Source organism: Spirulina sp. LEGE 11439 (genome assembly GCF_059821285.1).
Genome location: NZ_JCAMRX010000001.1, coordinates 121,570 through 144,262 on the forward strand (window position 1 = coordinate 121,570; position 22,693 = coordinate 144,262).

At 44.9% G+C, this 22,693-nt stretch carries 17 protein-coding genes; 4 read left to right on the top strand and 13 right to left on the bottom strand.

What is annotated here, in order from left to right:
• Positions 1-11: 11 nt before the first annotated feature.
• Positions 12-1,760, bottom strand: coding sequence for a ShlB/FhaC/HecB family hemolysin secretion/activation protein (locus AC6RV6_RS00550; protein WP_500238040.1), 1,749 nt, complete (start codon positions 1,758-1,760; stop codon positions 12-14).
• 214 nt (positions 1,761-1,974) lie between these two features.
• A complete protein-coding gene (locus tag AC6RV6_RS00555) occupies positions 1,975-5,310 on the bottom strand; it encodes a DUF4347 domain-containing protein (protein ID WP_500238041.1) in 3,336 nt (1,111 codons plus the stop codon).
• Between the two features lie 125 nt (positions 5,311-5,435).
• On the opposite strand from AC6RV6_RS00555, the gene AC6RV6_RS00560 reads away from it, so the two are divergent.
• On the top strand, positions 5,436-5,573 hold the full coding sequence (locus AC6RV6_RS00560) for a hypothetical protein (protein WP_500238044.1): 138 nt from the start codon (positions 5,436-5,438) through the stop codon (positions 5,571-5,573).
• Between the two features lie 148 nt (positions 5,574-5,721).
• Positions 5,722-7,707 carry a tetratricopeptide repeat protein gene (locus AC6RV6_RS00565; protein ID WP_500238046.1) on the top strand — a complete coding sequence of 662 codons (1,986 nt, stop codon included), beginning with the start codon at positions 5,722-5,724 and terminating at the stop codon, positions 7,705-7,707.
• 45 nt (positions 7,708-7,752) lie between these two features.
• Here the strand turns inward: AC6RV6_RS00565 and AC6RV6_RS00570 are convergent, their stop codons facing one another.
• From AC6RV6_RS00570 to AC6RV6_RS00600, 7 genes are all read right to left on the bottom strand, one after another.
• Entirely contained in the window at positions 7,753-8,637 is an 885-nt protein-coding gene (locus AC6RV6_RS00570; RefSeq protein ID WP_500238047.1) for an alpha/beta hydrolase, read from the bottom strand.
• A gap of 147 nt (positions 8,638-8,784) precedes the next feature.
• A complete protein-coding gene (locus AC6RV6_RS00575) occupies positions 8,785-9,216 on the bottom strand; it encodes an ATP-grasp domain-containing protein (protein WP_500238049.1) in 432 nt (143 codons plus the stop codon).
• Between the two features lie 180 nt (positions 9,217-9,396).
• A complete protein-coding gene (locus tag AC6RV6_RS00580; RefSeq protein ID WP_500238051.1) occupies positions 9,397-10,230 on the bottom strand; it encodes an NF038130 family PEP-CTERM protein in 834 nt (277 codons plus the stop codon).
• A gap of 306 nt (positions 10,231-10,536) precedes the next feature.
• Entirely contained in the window at positions 10,537-11,712 is a 1,176-nt protein-coding gene (locus AC6RV6_RS00585; RefSeq protein WP_500238053.1) for an LL-diaminopimelate aminotransferase, read from the bottom strand.
• Between the two features lie 26 nt (positions 11,713-11,738).
• The gene (locus AC6RV6_RS00590) at positions 11,739-12,065 is read right to left on the bottom strand and encodes a thioredoxin family protein (RefSeq protein WP_500238054.1); all 327 of its coding nucleotides are present in this window, start codon (positions 12,063-12,065) and stop codon (positions 11,739-11,741) included.
• Positions 12,066-12,601: 536 nt separating this feature from the next.
• Positions 12,602-14,665, bottom strand: a complete 2,064-nt coding sequence (locus AC6RV6_RS00595) for a M3 family metallopeptidase (RefSeq protein WP_500238056.1) — start codon at positions 14,663-14,665, stop codon at positions 12,602-12,604.
• 45 nt (positions 14,666-14,710) lie between these two features.
• Entirely contained in the window at positions 14,711-15,931 is a 1,221-nt protein-coding gene (locus AC6RV6_RS00600) for a glycosyltransferase (protein ID WP_500238058.1), read from the bottom strand.
• A gap of 259 nt (positions 15,932-16,190) precedes the next feature.
• Between AC6RV6_RS00600 and AC6RV6_RS00605 the strand changes: the two genes are divergently transcribed.
• Positions 16,191-17,189 (top strand): DMT family transporter, encoded by a 999-nt coding sequence (locus AC6RV6_RS00605; protein ID WP_500238060.1) that lies wholly within the window; start codon positions 16,191-16,193, stop codon positions 17,187-17,189.
• A gap of 45 nt (positions 17,190-17,234) precedes the next feature.
• On the opposite strand, the gene AC6RV6_RS00610 is transcribed toward AC6RV6_RS00605, so the two are convergent.
• Positions 17,235-18,080 (bottom strand): class I SAM-dependent methyltransferase, encoded by an 846-nt coding sequence (locus AC6RV6_RS00610; RefSeq protein ID WP_500238063.1) that lies wholly within the window; start codon positions 18,078-18,080, stop codon positions 17,235-17,237.
• 145 nt (positions 18,081-18,225) lie between these two features.
• On the opposite strand from AC6RV6_RS00610, the gene ectB (AC6RV6_RS00615) reads away from it, so the two are divergent.
• A complete protein-coding gene (gene ectB / locus AC6RV6_RS00615) occupies positions 18,226-19,479 on the top strand; it encodes a diaminobutyrate--2-oxoglutarate transaminase (RefSeq protein WP_500238065.1) in 1,254 nt (417 codons plus the stop codon).
• On the opposite strand, the gene AC6RV6_RS00620 is transcribed toward ectB (AC6RV6_RS00615), so the two are convergent.
• Genes AC6RV6_RS00620 through AC6RV6_RS00630 form a run of 3 tightly spaced genes read right to left on the bottom strand, consistent with a single transcriptional unit; the run spans position 19,471 to position 22,458 of the window.
• Positions 19,471-20,430 carry a glutamate cyclase domain-containing protein gene (locus AC6RV6_RS00620; protein ID WP_500238067.1) on the bottom strand — a complete coding sequence of 320 codons (960 nt, stop codon included), beginning with the start codon at positions 20,428-20,430 and terminating at the stop codon, positions 19,471-19,473. The two genes, ectB (AC6RV6_RS00615) and AC6RV6_RS00620, sit on opposite strands and share 9 nt — an antisense overlap.
• Positions 20,427-21,680, bottom strand: coding sequence for a diaminobutyrate--2-oxoglutarate transaminase (gene ectB / locus AC6RV6_RS00625; RefSeq protein ID WP_500238069.1), 1,254 nt, complete (start codon positions 21,678-21,680; stop codon positions 20,427-20,429). The genes AC6RV6_RS00620 and ectB (AC6RV6_RS00625) overlap by 4 nt, the downstream gene beginning before the upstream one ends.
• Before the next feature lie 28 nt (positions 21,681-21,708).
• Positions 21,709-22,458 (bottom strand): TauD/TfdA family dioxygenase, encoded by a 750-nt coding sequence (locus tag AC6RV6_RS00630; protein WP_500238071.1) that lies wholly within the window; start codon positions 22,456-22,458, stop codon positions 21,709-21,711.
• Positions 22,459-22,693: the final 235 nt, after the last annotated feature.

Genomic DNA, 22,693 nt, shown 5'->3' on the forward strand with positions numbered 1-22,693 from the left:
GATTTCTGCGCTTAAAAACGATAAGCCAGACTAAAATAAACGCCATCATCTTGAGCATTAACCGAGCGATCGCTGGCATTAACCAAAGGCAAAGTTAGATCGAGGCGCATGGTTACATTTTCCACAGGGGAATAAAGCAATCCCACTCCTGCACCCGCCAAGAAATGCTCGTTGGCAATTTGGTCGGGGTTGCTGGGATTATTCCACACCATCCCCATATCTAAAAAAGGAATCACCTGAAACAAATGCACGGCAGGGTCTCCAGACGCTAAAGTGATGCGATCTTCGATGGAAATGCGCCAACCGTTATCCCCCGATCGCGCCCCTTGACGATAACCTCGCAAGGTTTGGCCGCCACCGATGCCAAATCGTTCTGAAGCTAACAAGTTATTGGGAGACAGTTGTACATCGCCTTGGATAACAAAGACATGGCGATCGCCTAACCGATAGATGCGTTGTGCCTGTCCCGTCCAACTGAAAAATTGACCGTCTGGGGTAGGGTCGTTATTGTTGGTTGCATCCCACCAATCAACCCCGAAATTAAACTGAGAACGGAAAATCCACGCTCCTTGTCGATCGCGTTTGAGATAATCTTGCCCAAAACTCAACACCATCGTGCGAGTGCTTCCATCAGCGTCCGCACCACTACTAAAAGAAGTTCCCGTATTATCAAATAGGAAAGTTTGCCCGGTTTTATGTCGCAATCCCACAGAGAGGGCAAATTCTTCGGCAAACCTGCGAATGAGGGGTTGGCGCAGGGAAAGTTCGTAAGTTTCTGACTCTCCTCGAATGCCTAAAACGTCAAAGGGGGACTGGGTGACATTGTTGCGATCGAGGGTAATTCCCGCGTTGACGGTGCCGTCCATCGCATTGATAGGAATGCTGTAGCTGAAGTCGTAGACGCGAGATCCTCCTGTAGACGAGCGCGTGACGGTAGCGCTGAAAATATCCCCTAATCCTAAAAGATTGCGATATCCTCCATTGAGTCCGTAACGTTCGGAACCGACGCTAGCAGCCGAATAGTTATCAAAAAATGCCGTACCAAAAAAGGGCGAGGCTTCTTCAATATCGAGGAGTAGGGTGCTTTCTCCCGCTTCCTCTCCGGGTTGGAGATCTACCTGCAAATCTTCAATCAAGGGATTAATTTGCAATAGGCGCAGCTGGTCTTCGAGGGCGTTGACATTAAAGGGAGTATCAGTGCCGAGATCGAGGCGAGAGGTAAAATAAACCGGTTGAAACCGTTCGAGTCCGTTCAGTTCGATATCGGTAATGCTACCTTCGATAATAGCAATAGTGACAACTCCATCGGCGATGTTTTGTTCTCCGAGGACGGCGCGGGAATTAATATAGCCCTTGCTAATGTAGAGTTGAGTGATAGCATCGACCGCTTCTTCGAGTTGAGCAAGGGTAACGTTTTGTCCTTGCAAGGGGTCGAGAATTTCGGTAAAGTCTTCGCGGCTGAAAATAGTGCTGTCAACGACTTCAATGCGTTTAATGGGGAAGGAAACGCCTTCGCTGGGGGAGTCTGAGGGAGTAGTATCCTCAATATCGGGGAAAAAGTCGGGTTCCTCCTCGGGAGGGAGAACGGGATCGATGGGTTGGAGGAAATCGCGATCGGGACTGGTGGGATCGGTGCGTTCTTGAGGAGACTGTCCGATAAGATCGACAGCTTGCAAACTAACGGGTTCGGCTAAGGTAGGAGCAGTAAAACTGGATAGGAGAATAATAGTGGTAAAAGCACTCAATCTTTGAGAAGGCATTTTGTTCCTCACGCTACTAATGTTATGGTTTTGTCCGGTAATCTGACAATTTTACAGATCTACTTGCATTGGCATCCACGGCGGCTAGACAATATGAAGTGCCGCGAACTGGGCGATCGAGAAATAAGCCAAAAAAGTCGATCGCCGACATCTCTTCTCAATATTTATTGAATCGTCGGCAATCGGTCTATGTTGGTTATTGCTCTGAACGATCTTAAGATCCTTCGCCGCCACCATCGCCACCGGCATCAACGGGATCGCAACTGCCGTCATAACTCAGCGAAGCATTCCCCTCTTCTGCTGCCGCGACTTCTTCCTCATCAGAATTTTCTTCTTGCTGAAGGAGCTCATCCTGTGGGGGAGCAGCACAACCCCGTCCGAAAAGAATGTCATTTCGGGGAACTTCGAGAGACTCGAATATCTGTTCGAAGTTTGAGAGTGAATTCGAACTGGCGGCAGAGGCGGCGGAAGAGATGGCAGAGGCGGTAGGGGTAACGTTAAAGGTGAGGGAGTCCAAACCCGTTGATGCTGCTAAAATTTGGAAATCCCCAGTTGCACTCAAGATGTCAAAGAAGTTGAGGGCGATACCACTAGAGTTGGTAACAACGCTAGCGCCGTTGGTAAAGGATCCCGTTACGGTTCCCACCGGACTAAAATTAACAGTCGTGCCAACACTGGGGAGAAGATTAAACACGGCTTCCACAACTTTAACACTGACATCAATCGTAGAAGGAAGACTGCTCACGGCTAGATTTTGGTCGCCAACAGGGATGATTTCAAAACTGCCTTGAAATTCAAACGCCCCGATATCTACCGTCCCATCAACAATGCGCTGTCCGGGCGCGCCCCGTTGATCGGTGGTTAATGCGGCTGCAAGGGCATCACTCCCAGCATTGAAAGCAGGACTGGAGGGATCGAAACCGTGGGTTTGGGTTGGGCCGCCATAATCCCCCAGAGGAAGGAGGCCGGGATCGAGTGGACTTGCAGCACTGCCGACGAGGGTACTGGTAGCGAATAGCGTCTGAGAATCAACGCCAATCAGGTTATTGCCTTGATCGACAAACGGGGCATTGGCGGCAGGGTTGTCTTGGTGAACATCTGTTTCTATCGCAGCTGTATTTCCGGCAATGATGCTGTTCCCGACGATAATCCTGCTTGCATTAACACTAAAAAAGCCAGTGTTGAAGATGCCACCTCCTCGGCCCACCGCATTGACCACTGTATTATTGGTAACAGTACTATTGGTGAGGGTTACCGTCGATCCAAAGAGAGCGCTTTGTCCCCGGCTGTAGATGGCACCGCCAGTGGAGTTGGCAGTATTACCAGAAAGGGTGCTATTGGTAATGTTCATCACGGAACCACCGTCACCATTTTGTCCAAAGTTGGAAACAGCGCCGCCATCCGTCGCTGAATTGCCCGAAAACGTGCTATTGGTGATGTTTACTACCGAGGCATTGGGAAGTGCACCCGCTCCGCCCACAAAGACCGAGTTGGCGAGGCCGCCGCCGTTGTCCCCTGCTGCATTGTTAGAAACGGTGCTATTGATGATGTTCGTCGTCGCTGTATTAGCAGTACTAGCAGTGCTATAAATAGCGCCACCATCATTTAATGCCCGATTACCAGAAAGGGTACTATCATTCAGGGTCACCGTTCCTCGATTGAAGATAGCTCCCCCACTATCTGCGGGTACAAGTACAACCGTGCTGCCCGTGTCAGCTACCCCACCCGAAAGGGTAGTCTCGTTTATCTCCAAATCGCCACCCAAGGCAACATGGAGCAGTCGGAAGTTAGGTGCGCCGGCATCCCGAGAAAGCGTATTCCCCATCCCATTAATGGTTAATTTATTCCCCCCATCTGCCACAATTGAGGGTAAGCCATTGGGTCCATCCGTCACGTTATCCACTGCTGTTAGGGTAATATCCCCAGCAAAATTAATTGTATCGGTCTGAGTATTCCCGTTGGCGGTTGTAATGGCCGCGATCAAAGTTGCCGCATCACTGGCGGTAAACACCTGCAACTTGCCCGCAAAGTCATCCATGACCTGTTGTTGGAGTCCCAACTCTGCTTCGATGCTTCCGGTTTGGACTTCTAGGTTCCAATCTCCCCCCAAAGCTGCATTTCCCGTTAAATTCGTTGATGCGGCTACATCTGCTCCGGTTAACCCTGCGAGAGTATTGACCAATTCAATCCCGTTTCCTCCCAAGGCGGTATAACAGGCATAAAGTAAAATATCTGCTTCTGGGGTTAAGGCGACTCCCCATTGTTCTAATTGTGCCTGGTATTGTCCGATTGTCTCATTGGAAACATAAGCATTTCCTAACCAAAATTCTCCTTCATTCCCTTCATTGAGCAGATGTACCGCGCTGACTTCTCCACCTTGTGCGGCTATTTCTGTCAGGGTATCGGTGACGAAATTAATCCCATTTTCCTGATGAGTAACGACTTGGGAGATCGTACCGCTTTTGCCGCCATAGAGCAGGGTTTGATAGTCTTCTACGCCTTCGTCAATGAAGCTGGTTTCGACTGTATCTCCGATCGCTTCTGGGAATAAAACAACGGTGGGATTATTGCTGATGAGGTTGTTATCAAGGGAGGTGACTCGTCCGGCTGCCATCAGAGCGATATTCTCGGCGTTGACTTCCCCTGCGATGACGGTATCGCCTTCTGTAATGGTGGTGTTAGATCTCACTAAACTCACCGTCCCATCGGCTTCAACAATGGCCTCATTGGCGTGGCCGACCTCGCTACCTCCAGTGAGATAACGGGGAATATCTACGGCTCTCATGCCTGTTGCATGGGTGGGGATAATAACGCTTCCTTCTACGGGGGCAGCAGTTAAGATGAAGTCTAATATCAATCCATCGTGAGAGAGTTCGATTTGACTCTTGCCGGGGACGGCGGCGAGGGTGATATTGCCCCCTTCTGTTTCTACGGTTCCTGTCGAGATGATTCCCCCACCGACTAACCAGAAACTTTCTCCAGCAGGTACGGCTAAATCGGCTTCGTTGACGATCCAACTGGGGGCATTTTGGTCGAAAATTAAACTGGTGGGATTGCCTGTTAGTTCGCCGTAAAGGTTGTCGCCATAGGCGTTGAAGTAGTTGTCCCCAAAACCGATTCTCGTGGCGGTTGTTGCCCCAAAACTGCTGGGTACGTCCAAACTCGCCCCTTGGGTAAAGACCCATCCCGCAGGATTCATCAAGAAGAGGTTAGAATTTCCCCCCGTGAGTTGAATGAGTCCTTCAATAATACTGGTATTTCCTCCCGTGACTCGTCCCACGACGTTGAGAATGTCGGGGTTAGAGAGGAAGTTGGCAATTTCTTGCGGGTTTAAGCCGAATTCCTCGAAGGAGTGAAATAAATTGGCCCCGGCTTGGGTTCCTCCGTTAATATGGTAGGTATTGCCGTTGTAGTTAATAATTGTTCCCGTACCATCCGGTGCTGCGGTAATGGACTCGGAGCGTGCTGGGAGGGTGTTAGCCCCTAGAAACCAAGCGAAGAATAGAAGATAGAGTAACCTTAGAAGCTTGGGTTTAAGTTGAGTTTTCATTGATAGGGACTTTAGAAAAATTTAGATCCTAAGTATAGTCTCTTAAACTTCAAGTGCCAAAATTGTTTGAGAATTTTGCACGATAAATTCTTCGAAAAAGAATATTTTAGTAGTTAGCTTGATTGATGCGATCGTTTGATTATGAATTGTGCGATCGCATTACTTCTCTATTTCCGGCGATCGCTTTTCTTGAATTTCTTTACATTCTTCTTTCAGAATTGGGCGATCGCTTTCACCTCGATAAAAGCCAGCCTCTCTCATAAATTGTGCCAAACGTCAAGAAAATATTTGATTTTTTGAAAATCCCACCGAATTTCATTAAGAAAAACCAAGCAATTATCTCTTAAGAAGGAATAAAAACGATATGCTGAGTAATCTATAGTAAAAATAATAAACTGAGAGACTGAAAACATGGCTAAGAAGAAGAAAAAATATGTTACTCGTTCTCCTAAAAAAGGATTTGGTCTTAATCTCCAAAATGTCCAAGCCGGTGTCGCCAAAGCACAAAAGTTTCTGGCTCTTGGAGAACTCGATAATGCTCTTACTAAATTGCGCGAACTTGACGATCGCTATCCCGATCGCCCAGAAGTGCTGAAATATTTAGCTTATACTTATAATGAACTCGGGCATTCTTCTTTATATCAATTTAACCTCGAAAGGTGGGTCAAAGCAGCCCCAGACGATCGCAATGCTTTACTGGCTCTTGGGGCTGCTTATGTGGAAAAAGAACGTCCAGCCCTTGCATTAGAAACATTCAATCTCGCCCGCGACAAATTTCCCGATAGTGAAGAGACAAAAGAGATTAGTGAAATGATCGCCACTCTCGAACAAGCGATCGCAGAAATCGCCAAAGAAAGCGACATGGAAGTTGGCGATCGCACGCAACAAATTATGTTACTACACGAGAAAGCCATGTCCGCTTTAGCGATTAATAACTTTGCCGAAACGCGACAATATACCGAACAGTTATTAGAAATTGAACCGAATTTTGCGGGAGCATTAAATAATCTCAGTTTTGCTTATTGGTTTGATAACCAACCTGAAGAAGCGATCGCGGTCACAGAACGATGTCTGGCTGCCAATCCCAATAGTTATCATGCTATCTCTAATTATATTGCTTACCGTGTCTGGCTAGGCCGTCAAGATGGCTTAGAAGAATATATAGAGAAATTGAAACAAACAAGCGATCGCTGGCACAAAGATCCCGATTATTGGACAAAAGCGGCGGAGGCTTTTGCTTGGCTAGAAGACGATGAAAGTATATTTGAGTTATACAAAACAGCAGAAGAGAGCAATAATTCAAAGAACTTAATGGGAATATTTTATCATTATCTCGCTGCTGCTCATCTGCAAAAAAAACACGAACAAGAAGCAAAGATTTTTTGGGAAAAAGCACTCAAACAAAATCCTAATCTCGGTATTGCTCGCGCTAATTTAGAAGATATGAAACAACCCGCAGGCTTTCACCATTCTCCGTGGTTTTTTTCGAGCGATCGCTGGTTATTCGGTGCAACTCGAAAAGGAATTGTGAAAGCGATCGCTCCAATAGAAGGAGAGGAAGAAAAATTACAAGAAGCTGCTCAATTCTGTTTGGAAAAATACCCCGAATTAAACACTCTTATTCCTCTCATGATAAAGCGTGGCGATCCGAGTAGCAGAACCCTTGCGATCGCCCTCGCAAAATATACTAAAACTCCAGAATTATTAGCAGTCTTGCGAGAATTTGCTCTCAGCGATATCGGCCCCGATGAAATGCGCCACGAAGCGGGTTATATTGCTTCCCAAGCGGGTTTAATGCCGGCAGGACAAACAAGAATGTGGATTCGAGATCAGTGGCAAGATATTCTCTTGATTGGCATTGAATTACATAATGAAATGGTTGACGAACATTCCCCAGAAACCTCGAAGCTCTTGACAGCAGGAATCGCGGAATTAAAAGCCAGCAATGCTGAAAAAGCCGAAGAATTATTTAAGCAAGCTTTAGAAATTAACCCAGAAGCACGAGATCTGAATTATAATTTAGCGATCGCTTATCAAATGCAAGATCGGGACGAAGAAATGGAGGCATTATGTCAAGAAATCTACGATCGCGATCCGAATTATCCCTTTGCCAGAGTTGCTCTCGCGAAATGCCATCTCGATCGCAAGGAACTTGAAAAAACAGAGGAACTCCTTCAGCCGATGATTCAATGGAAGTCGATGAATTATCTCGCCTTTCATTTCTTATGTCAGACGAATATTGAATTAGATTTGGCCAAAAAACAACCCGATGGGGCGCGATCGTGGTTGGGAATTTGGAAACAAGTCGATCCTGACAATACCAATCTTGAATATTGGGAAAATCGCATCGAAAATCCGGGAGGAATGATTGATGAGCTTTTGGAAGATGATTATTAATACACCCCAGAGACACAGAAGACGCAGAGAGAGTTTTTGAGTCATTTAAGGGATTAAAAATTCGACTATTTCTCGATATAACTCATCTCCACCTTGCATTAAAACTTGATGATGATTTCCTTGGGGGACAATTCGCCAAACTTTGTGCGGGTTAGGGATGGCTGTATCAATTTGTCTTCCGTGGTCGATCGCGGTAAAAGGATCGTGTTCTCCATGTACGATGAGAATGGGAATTTTAATCTCTTTTGCTGAAGCGATCGGGTTAACTTGATGGAAAGAAAAACTCGTGCGTTTTTCAGTTAACCAAAATAATAAAGGAACAAATAAATTCATTCCTATTTCTCCCAAATATTGTTGACTATGCTCTCCGACTAATTTTTTTAAATTCGAAAAAGGACTGACAATAATTGCTTTTTGAATGCGCGAATCTGTAGGAATGAGTTGTAAGCCCACTGATGCCCCGAGAGAAATACCAAATAAACTATAAGGTGCTAAATCTTCCCCAAAAAGGCGGCTGGCTTCATCAAGAATTAATGATGCGTCGGCAACTTCTTGGAGTCCATAAGTAACAAATTGACCGGAACTTTCACCATGCGATCGACTATCGTAAGTAATGCAATTAAATCCTGCTGCAACGAATCGTTCTGCGATCGCAAAGTTATGTTCTTTAATCCCCGATATTCCGTGTAACATCAAGATTGTTCCTCGCGGTTTTGAGGATTGTACAATCTCGGCACTGGGAGAAATTAAATAGGCTGCGATCGCAACACGATCCTTTGCTTGGACGGTAAATGGTTGCAAATTAAACCCAACTTTTTGTGGATTTTGGATAATTTGCAGATGGCGCTTTTCCAAGGTCGGCTTTTTGGGAAATAAGAGACGATTAGATGCAAGATAAAGTGCAAAACTCAAACTGGATAAAAATAACAATAAAATTGTAGTGCTGAAACGTATTAAGAAGGAAGAGGTTATTTTAGAAAACTTAATTCGCATATTAATCGTACTGTAGAGAAGAAAGCTATATTTTAAAACTATATTTTAAAACTATATTTTATCTTAGCTAAAAATGCGATCGCCTCACTTTTGTAATAACTCTTGCCATCGTGCTAATAATAAATCGGTATAGTTGCGATCGCTCAAGCCATAATTTCCCAAGGAAAATCCGTCGTTCATTTCAATCAGTGCTGTTTCTCCCGTACTCAATACGCCAAAATCTAAAGCATATCCTGCTACCGATTCTCCTGCATTATCCAAACATTGAATCGCTTCTTGAATAATTGCCTCATCTAAACCGCGATCGCTTTTCTGCTCATAAACATAAATACCAATAATTTGAGAATGAAGAATATAAACGCGATATTCATTCAACCAACGAACGACATCAGAACACCAAATCTTTTCTTGACGAGATACGCCGCTAATATACCAAAGATCGGGGAATGATTCAAACACCCGCCCCATAAATCTTTTACTGCGATTTGCAGGTTTGGCAAAAATCGGTTTATTCATCCATGTTGCCGTTACCTCGTTCTTGTAGGAAGGCTTTAGCGATCGCGTGCTGCAAATTGATTAATTTCTCTGCAATATCGAGATATTCACACCATAGCAAAAAAAAGGAAGCAGTAATCTGCTTCCCAATTGAGATTATGAGGATTGATACGAGAGAAACCTTGAATGAATGAGAATGAATTATGCTTTTTGAGACTTGCGCTTAGAAGCAGCAAATAAGCCGCTAACCGTCATCAAACCAAGAACGATCGAAGGTTCGGGGACATCTGTGGGATCTTCTTCCGCAGTTCCGGCTAAAGCGACGGTATAGCGTCCAGAGTGGGAAACTCCATCGTCTCCTGCGACAACTCCAGTATTTTCAGCCGAGAAACTGTAAGCGTATTGGACTTCTCCGTTAACCGTCACTTTCGCAATTTCACTGATTTGCAACAGAGGAGTTGTTGTTTTGAGTGCGGCAATGACTGGAGCGTAAAGAGGATTAGCTTCATAAGTTTCTACCCAAGGTGCATCCCAAACGTTATAGTGACCAATTAAGTCGATTTCAATGTCTCCGGAACCATCATCTTTAGCCAAGTAAGCTACGTTGGGATCGCCAGAACGTCCGATCGCGGTTTCGATTTCTGCACTAATGATTTGACCGATGGGAACATTATTATAAGTTGCATTAGCAAGCAGAGGATATGCTGTGGTAAAATCTGCCATCCATTGCGCGCCTAAACCGCCATCCCAGTCATCTTGGGTAATACCTTCGACTCGAATGGAGTCAGACCCTAAGTTTCCGGTAAAACCCGTGTCATTATTGCTTAAAATTTCGTCGGCAATGTTTAATTCAACGTGGCTGTAGCGATCGTTGTCCGTTAAAGCTGTGACTGCATCACCTGCACCGTAAACGCCGTAGTCAGTACCAAACATTTGCACGTTGCTGAGAGATGAAGCAAGGGCAGGTGCAGAAGTTGCGATCGTGCCAACTAAAACAGATGTACCAACTAAAAGTTTTTGAGCGATCCCTTTCATAGTAATTTTCCTCTTGATGTGCGAGCGAGTTTTTATAGGCTTGGCTGGAAGCCGTTAATTTATCTCTTTTCCTTTTCTCATTAAAAAGGATATGTTTCTCAAATGGGTGAAATTTGTGTAAAGTTTCCTCGGTTTTCGATAAAGATTTTGTGGTTTTTTCTACCGGAGTAGAATGTTACTTTAAGGAAGCTGACTTCCTCCACCCATTGCTTAATATAGAAGGAAGAGACGCTTTTTTCTGCGATCGCGATCGCCCTTATCCCGTAATTTCCAATGCCGGGACGTTAAATTTAACGTCCCTACGTCCTAACTATTCTCTAAAAATTCAGCAATCCGCGCCACCGCAGTTTGTAGGATATCGGGGGGATGTACCAGCGCAAAACGCACGTAACCTTCCCCGTTTTGACCGAAACCGGAACCCGGAGAGAGAGCGACTCCGGTTTTTTCTACCAATTGCAAGCAAAATTGCAGGGACTTATTCTCCCAAGGGGGCGGTAATTTCCCCCAAGCATATAAAGTCGCGGCAGGGGTAGGGACATTCCAACCGATCTTATTGAGAGATCTAACAAAAATATCGCGGCGCTGTTGGAACGTGGAGACGGTTTCTTTGACGATCGCTTGTTCTGCCGATAAAGCCGCGATCGCGCCGCGCATGATGCCGCGATACTGATTGAAGTCGATAACAGCTTTGACTCGACGCAATGCGCCGATGAGTTCCCGATTCCCGATCGCGTAAGCAATGCGAAATCCCCCCATATTATAGGATTTAGAGAAGGTAAAGAATTCAATGGCGTGAGTTTTCTCGCGATCGGCCTGCAAAATAGAAGGGGGAATCTCACTGCCCGCAAAAACAAAATCAGCGTAGGGAAAATCATGGGCCAAGATAATATTATTTTCTTGACAAAAAGTGACGGCTTTTTGGAAAAATTCAAGGGATGCGATCGCTGTGGTGGGATTATGAGGATAACTTAAAACCATCAAGCGCGATCGCTGGACAATATCTTGCGGAATCTCAGTAAAGATAGGTAAAAACTGTTCTTCTTCTCGCAGGGGCATGAGATGTACTTCGCCTCCTGCTAAATGCACGCCCCCCGCATGAGACGGATAACCGGGATCGCAGAGTAGGGCAACATCCCCCGGATCGAGGACAGTTAAAGGCAGATGGGCGGTACCTTCTTGACAGCCAATTAAGGGCAGCACTTCGGTTTCAGGATCGATGGTAATGCCGTATTTTTGCTGGTATGAGTGGGCAACAGCTTCTCGGAAAGGCTGAGTGCTGTGAAATAAAGTATAGCCGTGGGTGGCGGGATCTTGAAGGGCAGAAGCGATCGCATCGATAATTGGCTGGGCGACGGGGAGATCTGACGACCCTAAAGATAGATCGATAAGGTCTTGTCCTGCCGCGATCGCTTTTGCTTTTGCCCGATCCATATCGGCAAAAACATTGGTTTGTAGAGAAGAAAGTCGCCGAGCCAATTGCATGATTTAGGGGCAGTTAATTTAAACAGTTAATTTAAACACTCATCAACCATTTCTATCAAGGCCGCCCGCGTAATTGCCCCTTCATGGGATTTGATCACCTTATCTCCTTGAATTACTCTCAAAGCGGGAACACCTTCAACTTGGAAGCGCTTGACGGCATTAGGATTGGGATCGATTTCCATCTTGACAACTTTGAGGCGATCGCTATACTGTTCGGAAATATGTTCCACTGAAGGAGCGACCAATCGACAAGGCCCGCACCAATTTGCCCAAAAATAGGCGAGTACGGGGGTTTGAGATTGAAAGACCTCCTGCTCGAAATTGGTATCGGAAACAAGAACAATTTTACTCACGTTCGACAAAACTCCTGCTATGTCCTTTTTTTTCAAGGGTTTTCCTAAATTAGCCCTCCAATATTAGCGAATTCTACCATAAGACGGGCTGAAAACTTGGTTTGAGAGCGATTTCGGGGCAATTCGTTCTCGGTCTTTAATGCTTGATTATTTTATCGAGAAAAGAGCCATCACTATAATTTCAATTATTTTTATGTTCTTCATTGTCTTTTTGCGATCGCAAATTAAGTTATATTTGTTACTGAAAGTATTAGAGGAGTCAATTGATAGCACAATGATAATTTGGTCTTGAGGGAACGGGGAACAGGGAATAGATTTCATTTTTCTAACTTTTTCATAAGACTAATAATCATTCTACTTTCTTCCTTCAATAGATTTAGAATCATTTCTACCTCTTTTTCCTCGCAAATTCCTACTCTTTGAGATAGAATAATATGGGTTTCTCATTCATTGTGCAAGCGGTGCAACCTCGACGAATCGAACAACTCTTCCAGAGACGCTTTGCATTCGTGTTAGCATTCCCGCGACTGATAAAATCAACTAACAGTAATTAACCCTTTATGACGTAATAAAGGTTCGGTTTTCGGTTCCCGACCTCGGAAAGTTTTAAACACTTCCATCGGGGACAAACTTCCTCCTAAAGCTAATACCGTATTGCGAAAACGCTGTCCGGTTTCCACGATAGCTTCTTCGTTATCCAAACCCACTTCTTCAAAAGCAGCAAAGGCATCAGCACTCAAAACTTCTGCCCAATGATAGCTATAATAGCCGGCGGCATAGCCCCCAGAGAAAATATGAGCGAAAGAACACAAAAAAGAATCTTCCGGTAAAGGTGGAATAACCGTAGTAATTTTGGCAAGGCGATCGCGAACTTCTTGCGGAGTTTCCTTTCTTTCCGGTTGATAGCGATGGTGTAATTCGATATCCAATAACCCGAAATGCAATTGACGCAGAGTCGATAAACCGCTTTGATAGTGGCGGGCTGCTAGGAGCTTTTGATAGTAATGTTCTGGTAAAGTTTCCCCCGTTTCATAGTGTTTCGCCATGCCAAATAAAGTCGCGCGATCGTAACACCAATTCTCCATAAATTGACTGGGTAATTCCACGGCATCCCACTCAATATTATTAATTCCTGCCGCTTGAGGATAGTCAATTTTCGTCAGCATATGTTGCAATCCGTGACCGAATTCATGAAAGAGAGTTTCTACTTCTTCAAAGGTCATTAAACTAGGTTTTCCGTCGATAGGCGGGGTTTGATTGCAGATCATATAAGCGACAGGAAGGCGATTTTTAATTACGCCGTTTTCTTTAATTTTCCTGCGACCAATACAATCATCCATCCAAGCCCCGCCGCGTTTTTCTGCGGGACGACTGTAAGGATCGAGAAAGAAATATGCGATCGCTTCTCCGGTTTCATCCTTCACTTGAAAATATCGGACATTTTCGTGCCAAACTGAAGCTTGTCCATCGGCGGCTGAAATCGTTACACCAAAAAGTCGCTGAATGAGACCGAATAAGCCATCCAATACCTGTGGTAAAGGAAAATAAGGGCGTAATTCTTCAGCATTCAAGGCGTATTTCTCTTCTCTTTGTCGTTCCGACCAAAAGGCAATATCCCAGAGCTTTAAATCGTCAGTTTGGGCGAATTCTTTGACCTGTGCTAATTCTGTTTGTGCGGCTTGATAAGCTGGCGATCGCAATTCTTCCAATAATTTTTCTACAGTGGCCACATCCGGGGCCATTTTTTGGGTCAAACTGACCTCGGCATAACTGGAAAAACCCAAAATTTCAGCCTGTTCTCTTCGTAAAGCTAAAATGCGATCGACGAGAGGATTATTATCCCATTCTCCTTGGGAAGCGCGAGTAATTCTTGTTCGATAAAGTTTCTCTCGCAAATCCTGACGTTTCCCATATTTCATAAAAGGAAAAAAGGACGGAATATCGAGAGTTACCAACCAAGGACCTGCTTCAGGAGTGGCTTTTTCTTCTCCTTCTTCGCGAGCATTTTGGGCGGCGAAAGCCAGCCAACTTTCCGGCAACCCTGCAACTTCTTCTCGATTTGTTAATTTGAGTTTAAAAGCTTTGGTTGCATCGAGGAGATTATTAGAGAACTTGGTGGACAATTCTGCTAACTCCAGTTCGATCGCATTAAAGCGTTCTTGTTTTTCTCCTTCCAAGGCAACTCCAGAAAGCACGGCATCGCGAATTGCAGCCTCTACAATCCGTTTTTGAGCGGGTTCGAGGCTGACAAAACCTTCATTTTCTTGGATGCCTTTAAATGCCTTGTAAATCGTTTTACTTTGATTGAGTTGACTGCTAAATTTCACGAGATCCGACTGTACGGTTTCGTAGGCTTCTCGTAATTCAGGGCTATTTTTGACCCCCATTAAATGACCGATAATCCCCCAAGTCCAGCCCAAGCGTTCTTCAATTTCCGTAAGTGGTTCGACTAAACCTTCCCATGTTGGAGTTGCAGAAGTTTCTAATTTTTCTTGCAAGGTGCTTAAATCTTCTAATAACTGTTTCACTGCCGGAATGACGTGGGCTGCGTCGATTTTAGCAAAAGGAGGGAGTCCTTGACCGATGAGAAGAGGGTTCATAATTTGTTGTTAGTTGTTAGTTATTAGTAGTTAGTTATTCGCCGTTCATTGAAGAATCGATTCGATTTTCACTTTAGGAACATCAAAACCCATATCTTTTAACTCTTGACGCAGACGCTGGGCTTCGAGAAGATTCTGCATTTCTAATAAAGCGATCGCGCGTCCCATGCTTTGCAAACCCAATTGAACATTACCGCATTTGAGCCAAGTCACCCCTAAATTTTGATAGGCTTGGGCGTAGTCGGGCTTGCATTCGATCGCTTTCCCATAGGCTTGAATGGCCTTGTCAAAATTGCCCTGTGCTTTTAAGGTCATGCCTAAATTATAGTAGCCAAAGGCAAAACTGGGATCGGCAACAACAGTGGCCGCAAAAGCGCGTTCTGCCATTTGATATTCTCCAGCCGAAAACAACAGCGTGCCGAGATTATTATACGCCCCTAATTTTAAGGCGGGAAGAATATTTTGTGCTAAAGCCGCCTGATAGTACACGACTGCTTGATTCACGTCTTGTTTGCGATTGTAAGCATTGGCAAGGTGATAATTTAATTCATAAACAACCATTGCCCCAGCATTGATATCTTTTAACCCTCGTTTTAAAAGTTCGATTCCTGCTTCAATTTTTCCGTCCTCCAAATAGAGCGCCCCTAATTTGTTGCAGGCATAGGAATCATCGGGATGATCTTGAATATAACTTTCCATCACTGCTTTTGCGCGATCGCCTTTTTCTTTGGCAGCAATTTCTTGGGGATCGTAACCGTAGTGGAAAACGGCAACACTGGGAAGAGAAGCAATTTGCCACTGAGGTTCCTTTTTCACCAAAGCGACGACGCTATCATCAATTAAAGCGTGATAGGGTCGGGAAAATTGAATTTTTGGATGTTTGCGAAAGAGACGCGAAGTTAAAGAATACGGACTTTGTGCTGCACCGACTTCCTTGCGAATTAAATTAATGACTAATGCTCGTTCTTCCAACATTGCTACCTTCATTTGCGGCACGATTTCTTGATTTAAACGTTCATCTGCATCTAAAATTAATACCCAATCTCCTTCGACATATTTTAGTGCTTCATTTCGCGCCGCAGCAAAATCATTGCCCCATTCAAAATAATGCACTTTTGCACCGTATTCCGCCGCAATTTCCGGCGTGCGATCGCTCGATCCCGTATCGAGAACAATAATTTCATCTACGACACCTTTCACGCTATCCAAACATTGTGGTAAGGATTTTTCTTCGTCTTTAACAATCGTACAAAGGCTGAGTTTCATGTTTTGTTATTTGTTGTTTGTTAAGGAACAATATAGTACCATAGAGAATCCACGAGAATCTACAAAAAGGAGAAACTGTTGCGATCTCAATTCCCCAAAAAGCAGATGAACCTGATTATAGTCGCAATTGAAGCGACTTGACTAGAATTCGGCGCTAGAATTCTAGCAATGGCAATAGCTAAAAGTGTCTCTAGAGAAGCATAAAACCGTAAGCAAATTAGCTTGTACAATTTATTGAGTATAGTTTATTGGGTATAGTGTGGATAATATTATAGCGGCTGAGAAGTCAGAGCGTAAAACCCCGACTCGAAGAACCGGCCTGAGGACATCGGTAGCGATCGCAAGTATTGCCTTATTCGGTGCTTTAATTATTCAAGGATTTATTCCTATTCTGATTAGATTGAGCGAAAGTACCCTCGATCCTAATGCAACCATTTTCAATCACTTTTGGATTGCGCTTGTGCTTTTTGGGTTAGGGAATGGTCTTCACAGCACATTTTATCGAGCATCTGAACCTCAACCGAGAGAAGAAGTTGTCTATACTTATCGAGTATTGCTGCTTTTAATCGCAATGGGAATATGTGGCTGTGGGAGTCTCATTTTCTGGAGTTGGTCTTTAACGCAAACTCAAGTTGCAACTTCTGCTCTTGCTTTTGGTCTGACACCTTTATTCACGACTATTTTAGATTGGTTGATTTGGGGCAAGGGTTTTAGTCTTAAATTTGGTATTGGCATGGCGATCGCTATTGGCGGAAGTTGTATTTTGGGAGTCCTAGATTTTTCAGAAAGCGCACTTCATTTACAAGGAGATGGAATTGCCTTACTCGCGTCAATTTGTTATGCGTTTTACTTACTCTGTACGGAAAAACTCCGAACGCAGTTTACGGCAACTACAATATTTTGGTGGCGTTATGGGATTGGTTTGATTTTAACTTTACCTTTAGTCCTAATTAGTCATGCTCCTATTTTTCCGAGTTCGAGACTAGGTTGGTTGTTTCTCATCGGTTTATCGATTATTAGTTTAGGCCAGATATTAGTCATCTATAGCCTTAAAGACATTCCTTCGAAGGTCGTCGCTTTAGTGCTTTTACTCGATCCCGCTTTTACCGCTATACTGGCTTGGATTATTTTTACAGAGAAGTTGGGTGTTTTGAACTGGATAGTTTTTGCAATCATTTTATTCGGAATTTGCATCTCTGTATCTAGTCAATCTTCCCCAACTCAAGATCAAAATCTCTCTTTTAGTTCTCTTGAATGAAGCAAAACCTAAAATTGAATGAGTGCAATATTAAGTAAAAATTGCTTATTTTTTACAGAGGTGGAAATACCAACCCACATCGCGAGAAACGATCGCTTCCCGGGTTTTCTCAAAAGCAGCACTTAGCTCGGGATATTCCTCCCGAGCTGATTGGGCCACGAGTTCGTAGCTTTTATTCAGATGTTCGCTCATATCTGTCTGTTGTAACACTGTAAACCCAAGCTGCGTCAACTTTTCGGCGTAGGCTTCCGGGCTAAATGTCGGCTCAAACCGCAAGCGATCGTAAACGTGTTGACGAGCCATTTTGCTGACATTCGGGACAGGAGTTACCAAGTCATCAAAGAGGAATACTCCCCCGGTTTTTAAAACGCGGTATGCTTCTGCCAGAGCTAGACTCAGGTCGGGGATATGGTAAAGGGCAGCTTGACTCCAGACGTGAGTAAAAGTGTCATTGGCAAAAGGAAGATGAGTCGCAGATTCTTTGTGAAAGCTCAAGCGTAGAGATGGATATTGGCTGGCCTTGGCTCGAGCATTGTCGATATAATTACTACAGAGATCGACTCCCACCACTTCACATCCCGTCTCTCGTGCTAACCAAATCGAAGCGTTACCATTACCGCAAGCGACTTCTAAGACTTTGGATTGGGCAGTAATACCGCTCTGTTCTAACATATACCGATCCCAGCGATCGCAAGCCGACACAAAGTCCTCTGCCCGAGTCGTCGCTAAGTTATCGAAATAACCCCAATGAAGACAGCCTTCTGGATTCCAGAAACTGCGAAAACGCTTATCTCGTTCGAGATTGTCAAATAATGCTTCTGTGTCAGTTTCGCTAAATTTACCTTGTTTCACAATACTCATGACATTGATGTTATTGTCCGATCGCAGCATATAATATTCTGGGTTCTGGATATCCTTAAGTAGACCTTAAATATCGTCAACTTTTAGTCAAACCGACGATATCTACAAAAGAGACTCGACAAAATGACGTGCTTTGAGTCCCTATCCATTGTTGACAATAGGAAAAATTGAACAGATGAGTGTTTTCACAAGACTAGAATCTGAAGTCCGCAGCTATTGTCGCTTATTTCCCACGGTTTTTACGAAGGCCGTCGGCGATCGCCTCACCGATGAAAACGGGCGCACTTACATTGACTTCTTAGCGGGTGCCGGTGCCCTCAATTACGGCCACAATAATCCCAAACTCAAACAGCATCTTCTTGAATACATTGAATCCGATGCGATCGCCCACGGTCTCGATATGTTTACGGCGGCTAAGCGCAAATTTCTCGAAGGTTTTGAGTCCATTATTCTAAAGCCCAGAGGACTCAATTATAAGGTTATGTTTACCGGTCCAACCGGGACGAATGCGGCAGAAGCGGCATTGAAACTGGCACGGAAGGCAACGGGGCGAAAAACGGTCATTTGTTTTGCCAAGGGCTATCACGGTCACACTTTAGGCGCTCTTGCCGTGACTCCCAACCCCGTCTATCAAAAAGCGGCAGGCATTCCCCTCAATCATGCGGTAACGGTGTCTTTTGAAGAAAAAAACGAGGCAGAAGATACCAGCCTCGATCGCCTCGAAGCACTCATCCAAGAATTGAGTCGGAAGGAAGAAAAACCCGCCGCAATTATCCTCGAAACCGTTCAATCTGAGGGCGGTATTAACGTAGCGAGCGTCCCTTGGCTCGATCGCTTGGCCAACATTGCGCGATCGCACGAGATTCTCCTGATTGTCGATGAGATTAAAGTCGGTTGCGGTCGCACGGGGCCATTCTTTAGTTTTGAGCGAGCCAATTTCCAACCGGATCTCGTTTGTCTCTCTAAATCTTTGGGTGCCTATGGACTACCGATGGCGGTTGTCTTAATACGACCGGATTTGGACTGCTGGAAACCGGGAGAACATAGCGGTACATTCCGAGGTAACAATCTCGCTTTTGTGACAGCCGCCGCCGCGATCGAGGAATACTGGCAAACCGATGCTTTTGCCCGAGAGATTGCCGCCAAAGGAGAGATAACGAGCAAGCGACTGCACGAAGCGATCGCCCATTATCCCGAAATTGGCGGGGAACATCGAGGACTGGGGTTAATTCAAGGAATTGCCTGCAAAACTCCGGGTTTGGCTAAAAAAGTCAGCCATGAAGCATTCAAACGAGGTTTGATTTTTGAGCCGATGGGAACTCACAAAGAGGTAATTAATCTACAGCCAACTCTCACTGTTGAAATTGATACCTTAAAACAAGGGCTAGATATTTTGCAGGACAGTATCGGGGCTGCACTCTCAAACTGAGGCGATTAAACCGGCAGTTGACAAAATTTCCGTCAAGACTTTGCCATGATATTCCCAAGGTAAAGTATCCACTACCAGTTCTTGGACTCCCGTATCTCCATCCACTGCGGGACCTTCCTCAATGAGCACCTGTAAAATATGAAGATCGGTCTCTAATGTCAACCTTTCAGTTAATCGGCGTTTCCATTCATTTCGCAATAAAGCGAGGGCCACCAGTAACCCGATCGCTCCCCAATTGGATACGCCACAAACGATGAGGTAATGACAGGAAATATTACAAGCGATTTGCCCTCCTGTACTGACCCCCTTCGCAATCAGTTCTCGAGGCAGTTTACCCATTCCCAGTTCGTTCCCCGCATCCCCAATCCCGATGGAAATAATGTTAGGGAGATTAAAGAGCAGATGTAAAGGAGCGGTTTGAGGGGTGATATCCTTGCCGATCATGTTCCAGACAATCCCATCGTAACCCGGGCCCGCCCGTTCGATGGCAATGACATGAGAAACGGGGGTTTTACTATTTTGCCAAGCGTTAATAATCGCCGCGATCGCCGGATCTTCTGCACTGACTGCCTCGAGGGGAACGACATCAACAGGAATATTAGCGGCGATACCGGCGGCCCGAGCGGCAACTTTGACGGCATTTAAACAGAAGGAATCGGTGACGAGACGGACGGGAATCCCGACCCCGAGCAGTCCTGCGGCTAAATGAGCGGCACCGATGGGACCATCGGTTTCGGCTGCGGGAGGATTGCCACGCGGGACAAAAAAGCCGGTCATAATGGCGACGTGAGGGGATGGATGTTCGGCAAGCGATCGCGCCGCCTCGAGCATTTCCCCTTTTGCTGCTTGTACGAGGGGTTGTATCCCATTGCCAATATCTCGTCCGCAAATCGCTTCAATTTGGCCGATGCGGGCGAGAATTTCTGGAGAATCTTCTAAGATAATTTTCATGGGGCGATCGCTTCCATCACAACTTTTTCGAGTAGGTCTAACCCTTGTTCTAATTCCGCTTCCGCAATGGTTAAAGGAGGAAGACAGCGAATCACTTGCCCTTGCGAGCCAGCCGTTTCCATAATGAGCCTCTTTTGAAAAGCTCTCTGTATAATTTGAGCGGCGAGATTGCCATCTTGGCAGTCTAACCCTTGAATCATGCCTCTTCCTCTGACAGTAAGAGCGGCTGATTCGTGATTTTTGGCAATTTGCTCTAATCGCGATCGCATTTGCCTTCCTTTCTCTTGAATAGAAGTCGAAAAACTGTCGTCTTGCCAATACAGTTCTAAAGCCGCTTTGGCCGTAACAAAAGCCAGATTGGGTCCGCGAAAAGTACCACTATGCTGGCCGGGTTGCCATTGGTCTAACTCCGATTTCATCAGCACTAAGGAAAAAGGCAAGCCGAAACCGCTCAAAGATTTAGACAGGGTGACAATATCGGGGGAAATGCCCACCTCTTCAAAACTGAAGAAAGAACCCGTCCGTCCGCATCCCACTTGAATATCGTCCACAATTAAGAGAATCTCGTGTTTGCGACAGACTTTTTCGAGGGATCGCAACCATTCAAAACTCGCCACATTCACCCCGCCAGCCCCTTGAATCGTTTCTAAAATCACGGCGGCGGGAATCATGACCCCGCTACCTTTATCCGTCAGGATGCGATCGAGATATTCTGTCGTATCGATATCCGCCCCCAAGTAGCCATCGTAAGGCATAAAAGTGACCCCAGAAACCGCAATGCCCGCCGCACTGCGTTGAGAAGTATTGGCCGTTGTGGCTAAGGATCCCAAGGTAACGCCATGATAGCCATTAGAAAAAGCGATCGCTGTTTCTCGTCCCGTTACTTTCCGGGCCAATTTTAATGCAGCTTCTACAGCATTCGTTCCCGTCGGTCCGGGAAATTGAACTTTATAGTTTAATTGCTTGGGTTTGAGGATAATCTCAGCAAAAGCTTCCAGCAATTCTTGTTTCGCGACAGTGGCCAGATCGAGACCGTGGACAATACCATCGGACTCCAAATAACGCAATAATCGTTCTTTAATTTGAGGATTATTATGTCCGTAATTCAGAGTTCCTACACCGCTCAAAAAATCAAGATACTGCACGCCTTCTTTATCTTCTAAAATAGCGCCTCGTGCGGTTTTAAACACCGTCGGAAATAACCGACTATAACTCCGCACATTAGATTCCAATTGACTGAAGATTTGCATGAGATTATCCTGAATTATGGTTCTAAAGTTACCCTAAGAAAATGCGATCGAGTTTTCGAGTGGGGTCATTATAGGTCGTTCTGGCATGAACCATACATTGATTATCCCACAGTAAAACCGAGTACTGTTTGATGCGAATTGCCAAGTGATTTTGCTCGTAATAGGCTAAAAAGCGATCGGCAATGTCTTCCAAAAACGCATCGGGTGTAAAAGGTTTTATGTTATCTGGATCGGGACTGTAATCTCCATATTTAATGTAATTATAAGAAAACCGAATCACCGGTTTATCTTCTACAAAGGTAAGAATGGGATGAGTTGCTCCCTTCGTCCGGTTAGCGTGAACGCCTCCTGTTGCCCCAAAATAGTACTGAGTCTCTGTCAGTTTTTGCTGTTCTGCGTCCGTGAGGGTCTTTAAGAATTCTGTCACATAGGCTAAGGTTGTCATGCCACCGCCACAATCAGCAGGTTTTTGACAAAAAAGCGCCAGATATTTCGGTGGGTTGGGATAATCGCTGGCCTCGGCATGAGGAAGTACGAGTTTTGCACCTCTGGCATCGGAAAATCTCATAAACTCGGGTTTTAACTGAACTTGGAAAATTTCTTTGCCATATTGCAGTATTAAGTCTTCACCCGTAACGGATTTGGAAAATTCAATCCAGTCAAAATCCGGATCTTCATTTTCCACATAAATAAAGTGTTTTTGTTTCAGCAATTTCTGATACTCAGAGATCGATCGCGCTGAAAAACCAGACGACTTTTTAAACGGAGCAGCCAACATACGTTATATATCCTTGTGTTGAAGAATGGAAAAAGATTAACAACGACAAAATTATGTCACTCTAGTCAGGTAGACATTTTGCAATGTACGATTTTTTAGGGTTAATCTCAAAATCCTTTAGATTCTTTTTATGTAAGAATCTAAAGGATTTTGACTGGGTATTTCGACTGAGTTAAGGACAAAAGGAAGAACAACTCGCAAGAATAGTATCGATTTCTTTAGATAGGCGTTTGCA